This is a genomic window from Vibrio sp. B172a, from assembly GCF_030248355.1.
Lineage (GTDB): Bacteria > Pseudomonadota > Gammaproteobacteria > Enterobacterales > Vibrionaceae > Vibrio > Vibrio owensii.
Window position 1 is genome coordinate 1 of the sequence record NZ_JAHGAC010000034.1, and the last position, 13,156, is coordinate 13,156.

Sequence of the window (13,156 nt, forward strand, 5' to 3'; positions counted from 1 at the left end):
TGCTCCATCCCGCGTCCATAGTTCACCATTTAAGGCATGATGAAAGGCCTTTTAATTTGGAGCGACACACGAGGTTCGAACTCGTGACCTCAACCTTGGCAAGGTTGCGCTCTACCAACTGAGCTAGTGTCGCATCAACAACGTTTCCGTCGTTCAGGGCTGCGAATTATAAGAGCATTTTTTTGTGATGCAAGTCCTTCGTTCAAAAAAACTTTATTTTTTTACCAACAGATGAAAAAGCAAGCAAAACGCTCATTAATTACAACAATTTGGATCGCAGCCTTAACAGTTAGATCTTAAAGATCGTTTCGCGGTAGTACTTTAGCTCAGCAATCGACTCACGGATATCATCCAATGCCAGATGCGTGCCCTGCTTCGAAAAACCGTCTAACACTTCTGGTTTCCAGCGGCGAGTCAGCTCTTTTAGCGTACTCACGTCCAAATAGCGGTAGTGGAAGTATTCTTCCAACTCAGGCATATGTTTGTACAAGAAACGACGGTCTTGACCAATGCTGTTACCACAAATTGGAGAAACGCCCTTTGGTACCCATTTTTCGAGAAACTCAATGGTCTGCGCAACAGCATCTTGCTCTGAAATTTGGCTGTTTTGAACACGCTCAACCAAACCACTTGCCGTATGTGTATTAGTACACCAGTCGTCCATCTTAGCCAATTCTTCTTCTGGCTGATGGACAGCAAGAACAGGACCTTCAGCCAAAATATTCAATTCACTATCCGTGACGATAGAAGCAATTTCGATGATTTTATGCGTTTCAGGATCGAGCCCTGTCATCTCTAAATCCACCCAAATCAGGTTTTGATCGCTAAAGGACATGATTACGCCGCCTATTTGTTTATCGATAAAAGAGGTACTATACCTGAAAATACTTGAAACACGATACTCACTCGATTGACGAAGATTCCGTTTAATCAACTGAGTTAACTCACATTAAGTACAAGATTGTGGCAAAAAAGAAAAAGTTAACCAAAGGTCAGGTGCGCCGCGTACGCAGCAACCAACAAAAACGCCTAAAGAAGCAAGAAGAGTCCATCCAGTGGGATGAGAACATGCTAGGCGCAAGTAAACAGGGTCTCGTTATCACTCGTTTCGGTCAGCACGCTGACATCGAAGATCTAGAAACTGGTGAAGTGCAGCGCTGTAACCTTCGTCGTGGTATCGAATCACTGGTATCAGGCGATCGCGTGCTATGGCGCGAAGGTCTTGAATCAATGGCTGGTATTTCAGGTGTTGTTGAAGCCGTTGAACCTAGAACATCCATGCTGACTCGACCTGACTACTATGATGGTTTGAAACCCGTCGCCGCGAACATCGATCAAATGGTGATCGTTTCTTCGGTTTTGCCAGAGCTTTCACTCAACATCATCGACCGCTACCTAGTGGCGTCCGAAACACTCAACATCGCACCGCTACTAGTACTCAACAAAATCGACTTGCTTGCTGATGAAGATCGAGCAATGTACGAGGAGTGGCTAGAAGAATACAAGCGTATTGGCTACAAAGTATTGTTTGTAAGTAAGCAATCAGGCGAGGGCATTGCAGAACTTGAAGAGCAACTACGCGATCGTATCAACATCTTCGTTGGGCAATCTGGTGTAGGTAAATCAAGTTTAGTGAACGCGTTAATGCCAGAACTTGAGCAAGAAGTTGAAGAAGGTGAGATCTCTGAGAACTCAGGCTTGGGTCAACACACCACTACAGCTGCTCGCTTGTACCACATCCCTACTGGCGGTGATCTGATTGACTCACCAGGAGTACGTGAGTTTGGCCTGTGGCACTTAGAAGCAGAAGAAGTGACCAAAGCGTTCGTTGAATTCCGTCCTTATCTTGGTGGGTGTAAGTTCCGCGACTGTAAGCACAACGACGATCCTGGCTGTATCCTGCGAGAAGCAGTGGAAAAAGGCGAAGTGAGTGAAGTCCGTTTTGAAAACTACCATCGCATCCTAGAAAGCATGAGTGAAAACAAAGCAAACCGTCAGTACTCACGCAGCAAGAAAGCGGATCTGTAGCTGAGTTAAGGCTGCAACTGTGTAAGAAATCATCACCTAATACTGACAAGCAGATTAAATTTCAGTAACATCACGCGCCCTAAAGCGAGAATCAAACAGAAGTATCGGAATTAAAGATGGACAAGATTAAAGTTGGACTGCAGTACTGGATCCCACAACATGGGTTAACACGCCTAGTGGGCAAACTAGCTTCAGCTGAGGCTGGCGGTCTAACAACAGCAATCATTCGCTGGTTTATCAAGCAATACAACGTGAACATGGATGAGGCGAAGCACTCCGATCCTAAACACTTCAAAACCTTCAATGAGTTCTTTGTACGTGAGCTAAAGGAAGGCGCACGCCCAATTGCTGAAGGCGATGCCGTGATAACTCACCCTGCCGACGCGTGTGTAAGCCAATTCGGTCCAATTGAAGATGGTCAACTTATCCAAGCGAAAGGTCATAACTTCTCGGCACAAGAATTACTTGGCGGTGACGCAAAACTAGCGGAAGAGTTCCAAGACGGTTCTTTCGCAACCTTGTACCTATCACCTCGTGATTACCACCGTGTACACATGCCATGTGACGGCACGTTGCGTCAGATGATTTACGTACCTGGTGACCTATTCTCGGTAAACCCACTAACGGCAGAGAACGTGCCAAACCTATTCGCACGTAACGAGCGAGTGGTATGTATCTTTGATACTGAGTTTGGTCCAATGGCACAAGTACTGGTTGGTGCAACCATCGTAGGTAGCATCGAGCAAGTATGGGCTGGCACTATCACGCCACCACGTGGTAACTCGGTTTACAAATGGGATTACCCTGCAGAAGGCGATAAAGCCGTTATCTTGAAGAAAGGCGAGGAAATGGGTCGCTTCAAGCTTGGCTCAACCGTTATCAACCTGTTCGCAAAAGATGCAATTGCATTCGATGAAAGCATGGAAAATGGTAAGCCAACCGTAATGGGTACTCCTTACGCGCACCAGCAGTAAGCTTTTCCGCTCAAACTGATTTTAAAGCCTCCGCTCGCGGGGGCTTTTTTATTGACAAAAAGCAAAACTCTGTTCGAAATTTCGCCTCTCTTTTTCAAACTCGTACTTGCCTCTAAGTACCTAAAAGCGCAATCAATTATTCTGCGTTGAGGGATGATTATAAAAGGGGCTGCCAATGCCAAAGATGAGTGCGGACACACTGGTCAAGTTACTGGTGTGTTTTTTGATTCCACTCGGTGTCTTAATGATGCCGATAGATGCCATTCCAATTGACGATCTCACTTTAATTCAGCATCGTCTTCTGGCTATTTTTCTTCTTGCTGCACTACTTTGGGTTTTAGAACCGGTTCCCGTATTCGCGACTTCGATTCTTATCATCGCACTTGAATTGATCATGATATCGGACAAAGGCTTGCACCTATTTCGCAATCCACCAGCGGGACATGACTTGGGTGAGTTGATCGCTTACACCGATATTTTCTCCGCCTTCTCCTCTCCTATCATCATCCTTTTCATGGGTGGTTTCGCACTCGCTATTGCTGCCTCTAAATACGAGCTTGATAACAACCTTGCTCGTGTGCTGCTCAAGCCGTTTGGCACTCAACCTAAGTTCATCATGCTGGGCTTAATGTTGATCACAGCCGTGTTCTCGATGTTTATGTCGAACACTGCGACGACCGTGATGATGCTAGCTCTCCTTGGTCCCATTGTTGCTTCAGCACCAAAAGGAGACTTAGGGATCAAAGCGCTGGTTTTGTGTATTCCTATTGCCGCTAATACGGGTGGTATCGCAACGCCAATCGGTACCCCGCCTAACGCGATTGCCTTGCAATATTTAACCGGAGAAAACAGCATCGATTTCCTATCTTGGATGATGATGGGCTTGCCTTTTGTCTTAGTGCAACTGACGCTGGCTTGGTTCCTATTGCAAAAGCTCTTCCCTTCTAGCGAACCTGAAATGAAGCTGCGCTTGGATGGTAAATTTAAGAAAAGCTGGCGCGCGATCGTGGTTTATGTAACCTTCGCCATGACCATCCTACTGTGGATGACAACCAAAGTTCACGGCATGAATACCTATGTCGTCGCCATTATTCCACTCGCCGTATTCACACTAACAGGCATCATGGGCAAAGAAGAGCTCAAGCTTATCAACTGGGATGTGCTGTGGCTGGTAGCCGGTGGTATCGCTATTGGTATTGCGCTAGATAAAACCGGCTTGGCTGAAGCCCTCGCTCACGCAATCGATTATGAGTCCCTATCTCCATTTGCGGTCGTCGTTGCCCTATCGGTCGTGTGTTGGCTAATGGCAAACTTTATGTCCAACACTGCTACCGCGAACTTATTGATGCCGATTGCTGCAGCGATTGGGGCTTCTATGCCGAGCCTGGTTGCTATCGGTGGCCTACAAGGTTTGTTGGTTGTGGTCGCCTTCTCGGCATCGCTCGGTATGATTTTGCCAGTCTCTACACCACCTAACTCACTCGCTTACTCAACAGGATTAATTGAAAGCAAAGACATGGCAAAAGTCGGGTTGATTATCGGTTTGGTGGGCCTATTCATCGTCTATGGCGCTGTGATTATCTTGTTCTAACACGCTAACTTCGGGGTGGTTCACGCCACCCCAGACTCTTTCCTTCCAGCACTTTCAACCCACAGCGATATTTGCGAAATCCATATCGATTTTCGAATCTAGAAAAATCACTTTTATAATCAACACATTGAATAAAAATCACGCTATTTATCTCAAGTTTCCACGTAAAACGTCGATAAATTAGCTACAGCCTTTCATGTAACTTTCAGTGCTTGAATCGTCTCACACCCTTTGAAGTCACGGCTCGTGACATTGATCTTTTTGTCTGTTTTATGAAGGTAAGGCAATGAGAAATACCATCAAACTTAAAATACAGATTGCGATTGCAGTCATTATCGCCATTGTTAGTGGCGTTCAAGCTTGGGTTTCCGTCAATCAATTACGCGAAGAAACCACTTCTACCCTTAATCGAGAAATTCAAAACATCTCTCAATCGACCAACCGTTATATCAGCGATTGGCTGGCGATTCGCAGCGACATGATGCTCGCGAATGAAAACATCATCGCTGGCACTGATAACGCCGATCGCGAGATGCTACTGACCAAGCGTGCTGGTAAGTTTTTATCGGTCTACGCTGGCTTCTCTGACGGCTCGATTGCCTACGGTGATAAATCTGAATCTTGGCCTTCTGACTACGACCCACGCACTCGCCCTTGGTACCAAGATGCAATGGCGAAATCGGGGTTGATCATCACAGAGCCATACCAAGATTTCGATGGCAGCATTGTGGTTAGCTTTGCTAAGGCATTCAATCAAGGCAAAAAAGGGGTACTTGCCGCTGACTTAGCAGTAACTGACATCATCAAAGAAGTCCTTAATATTCAGCTTGATAACGATGGCTTTGCGTTCCTAGTTGATGGCAACAACAACTTAGTGGCTTACAAAGATGAAAAGCTCAGCCAAAAACCGCTGACAGAACTCAACCCAGCCTTAACTCATAGCACGATGATGACGCTGGCCGGTGATGCGAAGCTAGACACCATTCAATGGCCGAGCCAAGGCGATAAGCTGATTTACGTGGCTAAAGTGCCTAACACCGATTGGTCTCTAGGTATTGTGCAAGACAAACAAATGGCATTTGCGTCTGTCTCTGAGCAAGTAACGTTTACCGCTATTGCTTCGATTGTGTTGTACCTGATTATTGCGGCAATCAGCACTTACATCATCACCCGCCTACTGCAGCCACTTCAAACACTGTCTGATGCGCTTTCAGAGTTATCACAGGGCGAAGGTGATCTTACTCAACGCATCAAGATCGAACGCATGGATGAGATTGGGGAACTTGCCACTCACGTGAACCAGTTCCTTGCTCAAATGCAGACCATGTTGAAGAGTATTGTTGAAAACAGTGAGCAACTTTCTGAGCAGGCTAATCAAGCAAATGAGCTTTCTGCGATGGCTGCAGGTCGTGTTGAACATCAGCAAAATGACGTCAACCAAATTGCCACAGCCATTCATGAGATGTCAGCAACCGCTGCTGAGGTAGCAAGTCATGCAGAGCTAACAGCAAGCGCTTCGCAAAACTCCGCATCGGCTTGTATGGAAGGGCAAAACGTCATCCAGAAAAACCGTGAAGCGATTGTCGAACTGGCTGAACAAGTCAGTGATGCCGCCAGCGTGATTTCAGAGCTAGAAGCGAACACACAGAGCATCAACCAAATCCTATCAACGATCCAGGGTATTGCCGAGCAAACCAACTTGTTAGCACTCAACGCGGCAATTGAAGCAGCTCGTGCTGGTGAGCAAGGTCGCGGTTTTGCCGTGGTTGCAGATGAGGTACGTGTACTTAGCCAGCGCACCCATGGTTCAACGGAAGAAATCCGTACCATGATCGAAACGTTGCAAAACAACACCAAGCTGGCAGTCAATAGCATGCAAACCAGCACCAGTTTGGCAGATACTAGCGTGGATTATGCTCAGCAAGCACACGACAGCTTAACTAGCATTACTAACTCGATCACGGAGATCAACGACATGGCGATGCAAATCGCAAGCGCTGCAGAAGAGCAACGCGCGGTAAGCGAAGATATCAGCCGCAACACACAAGGCATTAAAGACGATGCCGACATGATTGCCGAACAATCGCTTAAAAGCAGTGAAGGCGCACGCCAGATGTACGATACCGCCAATACCATGCGTGAGAACATCAGTCGCTTTAGAGTGTAATCCTCCCCATCAAAAGCAGCTCAACGAGCTGCTTTTTTATTAGCGATAAGATGCTCTTTTACATCTCTATAAATTGATGCATATTAGAGCCTTACCCTGCTCTACAAGGATGTCTCGCAATCATGGGTTATGAATGGCTGGCGCTATGCGCTGCTTTCCTATGGGCTGTTTCTAGCTTAATTTCTGTTGTTCCCGCTCAGCATCTTGGTGCGTTTGCCTATAGCCGTTGGCGTATGGGTTGTACCGCGGTAATCCTCTCCACGATGGCGTGGATAACGGGTGGTTGGCTGAGTGTCTCGTCGGAACACATTACACCGATGATGACGTCCGGTTTGATTGGTATCTTTATTGGCGATACCGCGCTATTCGCTTGTTTGAACCGCATGGGGCCACGCCAAGCAGGTTTACTGTTTTCTTGTCACGCCGTCTTCTCCGCCATTTTAGGTTACTTCCTATTTAGCGAAAGCATGACGGGTATGGAGCTGATTGGTGCCGCCTTAGTTTTTAGCGGTGTCGTCATGGCAATTTTCTACGGCCGACGCGGACAAACCAGCAATGCGCTAGAAGAGATCAAAGGCAACGTTTGGATTGGCGTCGGGCTCGGTTTAACTGCCGCTATGTGTCAGGCTCTGGGCGGCATTATTGCTAAGCCTGTCATGCAAACCAGTGTCGATCCAGTCGCCGCTTCCGCGATTCGTATGATCAGTGCTTTCGTCGCACATTGCGCACTTTGGTTAATTGGCGCCAAAGTCGCTCGCGCGACTCAAACCATCACATGGAAAGTTTTTGGTATTACTGCATTAAACGGCTTTTTGGCCATGGCGGTAGGTATGACGTTGATTCTCTATGCCCTGCGTGAAGGTAATGTCGGGATGGTGGCTCTGCTTTCTTCAACAACGCCGATCATGTTGCTGCCATTGTTGTGGGTTTACACCAAGAAACGTCCGAATCGATTCGCTTGGTTTGGCGCAGCACTGGCGGTCATCGGCACTGGCATCTTAGTGCAATAGATCAGGTTCAATTAGGGCCTGTTGAGCCCAGTAACTCACCGCCTTACCGAACACAGAATTACAGATACAAAAAAGCCCGAGTCGAACTCGGGCTTTTATCATTCTGAATCGTCAGTTAATTACTTAACTAGCACTTCACCAGACATTTCTGCAGGGATTTCTAGACCTGCTAGAGAAAGCATTGTTGGTGCAAGGTCAGACAGTTTACCGCCTTCTTTGAACTCAACCGCTTTGTCACCTACGTAGATTAGAGGTACTGGTAGGTTAGTGTGAGCAGTGTGGATGCCGCCAGTTTCTGGGTCGATCATCATCTCTGCGTTACCGTGGTCCGCAGTGATCAGTAGCTGACCACCCACTTCTTTGATTGCTTCAACCACTTTACCAACGCTTTCGTCTAGTGCTTCGATAGCTTGCTCAGCCGCTTCGTAAACACCAGTGTGACCAACCATATCTGCGTTCGGGTAGTTACAGATGATAGTGTCGTACTTACCAGACTTGATAGCCGCAACCATCTTCTCTGTTAGCTCTGGAGAACTCATTTCTGGCTGCATGTCGTAAGTTGCTACTTTTGGAGAAGCAACAAGTTGACGCTCTTCGCCTTCGAATTCGTTCTCAATACCACCGTTGAAGAAGAACGTTACGTGCGCGTATTTCTCTGTTTCAGAGATACGTAGCTGAGTTTGACCTTGCTTAGATAGCCACTCACCGTAAGTGTTTTCTAGAGACGCAGGTGGGAATGCGATAGCTAGAGGGATATCAGCTGCGTATTGAGTCAGCATCACGAAGTTGATTGCTGGGAATACAGCGCGCTCGAAGCCGTCAAATGCAGGAACGAATGCACGAGTGATTTGACGTGCACGGTCAGCACGGTAGTTCATGAAGATAACTGCATCGCCATCTTGCATGATTGCGTCTTCTTGACCTTCCGCTTTGATAGCTGTTGCTTTAACGAATTCGTCGTTTTCTTCACGAGCGTAAGCCGCTTCTAGACCTGCAACTGCCGTTTCTGCTGTGAACTCAGCTTTCGCTTGAGTTAGAAGATCGTAAGCAACTTGAACGCGATCCCAGTTGTTGTCACGGTCCATTGCGTAGTAACGACCCACTAGAGAAGCAACGCGACCTTTACCTAGTTTCGCAAATAGGTCTTGGAAACGTTGTAGTGAGTTTTCAGCACTACGTGGTGGCGTGTCACGGCCGTCTAGGAAGCAGTGTAGGTAGATTTTCTCAGCGCCACGAGCTGCTGCCATTTCAACCGCTGCGTAGATGTGGTCTTCGTGAGAGTGAACACCACCAGGAGACATAAGACCCATGATGTGTACTGCTTTCTCAGCTTTTACTGCAGAGTCGATAGCTTCAACTAGTGCTGCTGTTTCAGCGAATTCACCGTCAGCGATAGACTTAGTGATACGAGTTAGATCTTGGTATACAACGCGACCTGCACCGATGTTGGTGTGACCAACTTCTGAGTTACCCATTTGACCGTCAGGTAGACCAACGTCCATGCCTGAAGCAGAGATTAGAGTGTTAGGGTTGTTCGCAATTAGTGCATCCATTACTGGTGTTTTAGCATTTGCAATTGCGTTACTTGCTGTGTCTTCACGGTAACCGTAACCGTCAAGGATAACTAGAGCCAATGGCTTCTTAGCAGACATAGTGATGACCTCATCAAATTTAAGTAACTTTCGGTGTAGAGCTTCGCTGCTCTATCTAACCTTGAAACAAAACTAGCGTAATTTTACTACACTTTTTAACCAAAACTGTAGGTTAAGATCAAATAATGTTTGCGATTTATTGTTGCTATCTTACAAGTTAGCAAGCAACCCGACTCAGTCAGCAAACGTGTTCCACAAGCATAGTCACTTTCAAGACGCTTTGTACGACCACCGAAATACTTTGGTGAAAAACTTTTTGTTGTGACCCATTGTGCGCTTTTTCGACCAGAAGTGAAGTCAATTACGCCGATTGAATTGATAGGAGGAAGTGATAATAAGATTGCATGAATAACACATCAGAAAAGCCCTGGGGCAAGCGCGTAGATCTCAATTATTCGTTAGAAAATTTTAACCCTCTCGCCTAAGACGACTAACCCCGCTATACTCCTGCTTTATTTTTCCGCCAACATTGCAAGAGCTCAAGACATGCAAGAGTACATTGATTTTTTCCAACAGAACATGATTCTATCTTTGGTTTGGGTAGGTCTTCTTGTCGCATTTATCATGAACCTCGTGAAATCAGCGACAGCCGCATACAAAGAGATTAACGTAAACCAATTGACTCACCTTATGAACCGTGAAAACGGCGTTGTGGTGGATATCCGCTCTAAAGATGAGTTCAAACAAGGTCATATCACCGACGCACTTCACATTTTGCCGTCTGATATCAAAGCAGGTAACTTTGGTAGCCTTGAAAACCGTAAATCAGACCCAATCATTGTGGTATGCAAAACGGGTCAAACCGCTCAAGAAAGTGCAAACCTACTAGCTAAAGCAGGCTTCGAAAACGTAAGCCTACTGAAAAACGGTTTGATTGCATGGAACGAAGCGAACCTTCCACTAGTACGTGGTAAGAAATAAGGTCGCGGTAAAACAATTTTGCCAGCCTCGTTTATATAAACTGAGCAAATAGAAAGCAGTTGAAGCACTAAGTTGTGATGCTTTGCACGTAATAAGCGCTTCATCTAGTCAAGGTAGATTTGCTCAGTTAGTCTCAGGACAAACCATATTTCTGGGTTTAGATAATCCTAGACCCAACAAATGTTTATTAAGGATTTAAAAATGGCTGAAGCAGCACCACAAGACGCACAACAAAACTTTGCAATTCAACGCATCTTCCTAAAAGACGTTTCTTTCGAAGCGCCTAACTCTCCAGTAATCTTCCAAAAAGAGTGGAACCCAGACGTTAAACTAGACCTAGACACTCAAAGCCGTGAGCTTGGTGAAGGTGTTTACGAAGTAATTCTACGTCTAACTGTTACTGTTAAGAACGAAGAAGAAACAGCGTTCCTATGTGAAGTTCAACAAGGTGGTATCTTCACTGCTGAGCAAATGGAAGCAGGTCAACTTGCACATTGCCTAGGCGCATTCTGCCCGAACATCCTATTCCCATACGCTCGTGAAACTATCTCAAGCCTAGTGGTTAAAGGTACGTTCCCTCAACTGAACCTAGCGCCAGTTAACTTCGACGCGCTATTCATGAACTACCTACAACAGCAAGCTCAACAAGGCGAAGCTGAAGCGTAATTCACGTTTTGTAAGTGACGTGTTGCCCTTCATAGAGAATGAGCACACGTCATATACCTGAAGAAAATGCACAAAGCGTCCTCTCTGCGATGCAATGTGCATTTTTTATTTCTGATAAAAGTTCCTAGTTCCTAACCCCTTGAGAGCGTAAACTCTAGCGATTATGAACTAGATTCTACTAGTAGAAAGACAATTAGGCGGTAGCATGACACAAGCAAATACAAACAATGCTTACGGTAAAGACATCGCAATGACTGTGATCGGTGCTGGCTCATACGGCACTTCTTTGGCAATCTCCCTTGCTCGTAACGGCGCGAACGTCATCCTTTGGGGTCACGAGCCAGAGCACATGGCACGCCTTGAAGCAGACCGTGCCAACCACGAATTCCTACCTGGTATTGATTTCCCAGAGAGCTTGATCATTGAGTCGGATTTAGAAAAAGCCGTTCAAGCAAGCCGTGACTTGTTAGTTGTGGTTCCTAGCCACGTTTTCGGCATCGTACTAAAAAGCTGTCAGCCTTTCCTACGCGAAGATTCTCGCATCTGTTGGGCAACCAAAGGTCTTGAGCCAGAAACCGGTCGCCTACTAAAAGAAGTGGCGTTCGACATCATCGGTGACAGCTATTCGCTAGCGGTACTGTCTGGCCCTACGTTTGCTAAAGAGCTTGCGATGGGTATGCCTACTGCTATCTCTGTAGCCTCTCCAGACGCAGACTTCGTTGCTGACCTGCAAGAGAAGATTCACTGCAGCAAAACTTTCCGTGTCTACGCAAACAACGACTTTATCGGTATGCAACTTGGCGGTGCGGTGAAGAACGTTATCGCGATTGGCGCAGGTATGTCTGATGGTATCGGCTTTGGTGCCAATGCAAGAACCGCTTTGATTACACGTGGTTTGGCAGAAATGAGCCGTCTTGGTGCAGCTCTGGGCGCACAACCAGAAACCTTTATGGGCATGGCTGGCTTGGGCGACCTTGTTTTAACTTGTACCGATAACCAATCGCGTAACCGTCGTTTTGGTTTGGCACTAGGTCAAGGTAAAGACGTCGACACTGCGCAAGAAGAAATCGGTCAAGTCGTTGAAGGCTACCGCAACACCAAAGAAGTTTGGATGCTCTCTCAGCGCATGGGCGTAGAGATGCCAATTGTTGACCAAATTTATCAAGTATTGTATCAAGGAAAAGATGCACGCCTGGCAGCGCAAGATTTACTTGCTCGTGACAAAAAAGCCGAAGGAAAGTAGCACCCTAGCTCCCTTTGCACCTCATCTGAGAAGAATAGAAGTTGTCGGGTCACGGAAGAACCACTCAGGATATTGAGAATGAAACACTGCGAAAAACAAAAAGTCTGGAACAAAATCGTTTCAGAAGCCCGTGAGATGTCAGAGCAAGAGCCTATGCTGGCGAGCTTTTATCATGCGACCATTATTAAGCATGACAGCTTGTGTGCCGCATTGAGCTATATTCTGGCCAACAAATTAAACACTGCATCGATGCCTGCTATGGCAGTGCGTGAAGTGGTTGAAGAGGCATTTGCTGCCGATCCTACTATCACGGACGGTGCAGCTTGTGATATTTGTGCCACGGTCAATCGCGACCCTGCGGTTTCTATGTACTCAATGCCATTATTGTACTTAAAGGGCTACCATGCTCTGCAAGGCTACCGAGTAGCAAACTGGTTGTGGAAGCAAGGTCGTCACGCTCTTGCGACTTACCTGCAAAATCAGATTTCTGTGGCGTGTCAGGTCGATATTCACCCTGCAGCGCGCATCGGTAGTGGTATCATGCTAGACCATGCAACTGGCATCGTGATTGGTGAAACCGCCGTAGTAGAAAACGACGTGTCTATTTTGCAGGACGTCACCCTTGGTGGTACCGGCAAAGAGTGCGGTGACCGTCACCCGAAAATTCGCGAAGGCGTAATGATCGGCGCAGGTGCAAAGATTCTTGGCAATATTGAAGTCGGTCAAGGGGCGAAAATCGGCTCTTGTTCTGTGGTATTGCAAGCAGTGCCACCCCACACAACTGTGGCTGGTGTGCCTGCAAAAATCGTTGGTCGTCCGAAAACGGACAAACCTTCTCTCGATATGGATCAAGGCTTTAATGGCAAATCGCAAAGCTTTATCCATGGAGATGGTATTTAATCGT

Annotated in this window: 11 protein-coding genes and 1 tRNA gene; 9 read left to right on the forward strand and 3 right to left on the reverse strand. The window is 46.6% G+C overall.

Translation table 11 applies throughout. The features are described from left to right. Positions 1 to 57: 57 nt before the first annotated feature. Together KIT90_RS24030 and orn are read right to left on the reverse strand one after the other, a co-directional pair. Positions 58 to 133: transfer RNA gene (locus KIT90_RS24030), tRNA-Gly, on the reverse strand. Positions 134 to 289: 156 nt separating this feature from the next. Further along, entirely contained in the window at positions 290 to 835 is a 546-nt protein-coding gene (gene orn, locus KIT90_RS24035; protein WP_005443758.1) for an oligoribonuclease, read from the reverse strand. Between the two features lie 128 nt (positions 836 to 963). On the opposite strand from orn, the gene rsgA reads away from it, so the two are divergent. The 5 genes from rsgA (at position 964) to KIT90_RS24060 (ending at position 7,770) form a co-directional block, all read left to right on the forward strand. After that, the gene (gene rsgA / locus KIT90_RS24040) at positions 964 to 2,028 is read left to right on the forward strand and encodes a small ribosomal subunit biogenesis GTPase RsgA (RefSeq protein ID WP_009707840.1); all 1,065 of its coding nucleotides are present in this window, start codon (positions 964 to 966) and stop codon (positions 2,026 to 2,028) included. A 116-nt stretch (positions 2,029 to 2,144) separates the two neighbouring features. Beyond that, the gene (asd, locus tag KIT90_RS24045) at positions 2,145 to 3,002 is read left to right on the forward strand and encodes an archaetidylserine decarboxylase (RefSeq protein ID WP_005443754.1); all 858 of its coding nucleotides are present in this window, start codon (positions 2,145 to 2,147) and stop codon (positions 3,000 to 3,002) included. A gap of 175 nt (positions 3,003 to 3,177) precedes the next feature. After that, on the forward strand, positions 3,178 to 4,593 hold the full coding sequence (locus KIT90_RS24050; protein ID WP_032803123.1) for a DASS family sodium-coupled anion symporter: 1,416 nt from the start codon (positions 3,178 to 3,180) through the stop codon (positions 4,591 to 4,593). Between the two features lie 286 nt (positions 4,594 to 4,879). Next, positions 4,880 to 6,760, forward strand: coding sequence for a methyl-accepting chemotaxis protein (locus tag KIT90_RS24055; protein WP_264403898.1), 1,881 nt, complete (start codon positions 4,880 to 4,882; stop codon positions 6,758 to 6,760). Positions 6,761 to 6,882: 122 nt separating this feature from the next. Beyond that, positions 6,883 to 7,770 (forward strand): DMT family transporter, encoded by an 888-nt coding sequence (locus tag KIT90_RS24060; protein ID WP_285379099.1) that lies wholly within the window; start codon positions 6,883 to 6,885, stop codon positions 7,768 to 7,770. 119 nt (positions 7,771 to 7,889) lie between these two features. On the opposite strand, the gene gpmM is transcribed toward KIT90_RS24060, so the two are convergent. After that, the gene (gpmM, locus tag KIT90_RS24065) at positions 7,890 to 9,422 is read right to left on the reverse strand and encodes a 2,3-bisphosphoglycerate-independent phosphoglycerate mutase (RefSeq protein WP_005425047.1); all 1,533 of its coding nucleotides are present in this window, start codon (positions 9,420 to 9,422) and stop codon (positions 7,890 to 7,892) included. A gap of 486 nt (positions 9,423 to 9,908) precedes the next feature. Here gpmM and KIT90_RS24070 point away from each other — a divergent pair, with 486 nt between their 5' ends. From KIT90_RS24070 to cysE, 4 genes are all read left to right on the forward strand, one after another. Continuing rightward, complete coding sequence (locus tag KIT90_RS24070) at positions 9,909 to 10,343, forward strand: rhodanese-like domain-containing protein (protein ID WP_005425033.1); 435 nt, start codon at positions 9,909 to 9,911, stop codon at positions 10,341 to 10,343. Between the two features lie 201 nt (positions 10,344 to 10,544). Next, positions 10,545 to 11,009: a protein-export chaperone SecB gene (gene secB / locus KIT90_RS24075; protein WP_005440506.1), complete on the forward strand. Its 465-nt coding sequence runs from the start codon at positions 10,545 to 10,547 to the stop codon at positions 11,007 to 11,009. A 205-nt stretch (positions 11,010 to 11,214) separates the two neighbouring features. Continuing rightward, on the forward strand, positions 11,215 to 12,252 hold the full coding sequence (gpsA, locus tag KIT90_RS24080) for an NAD(P)H-dependent glycerol-3-phosphate dehydrogenase (protein WP_009707847.1): 1,038 nt from the start codon (positions 11,215 to 11,217) through the stop codon (positions 12,250 to 12,252). A 78-nt stretch (positions 12,253 to 12,330) separates the two neighbouring features. Next, positions 12,331 to 13,152 (forward strand): serine O-acetyltransferase, encoded by an 822-nt coding sequence (gene cysE, locus KIT90_RS24085; protein WP_005440502.1) that lies wholly within the window; start codon positions 12,331 to 12,333, stop codon positions 13,150 to 13,152. Positions 13,153 to 13,156: the final 4 nt, after the last annotated feature.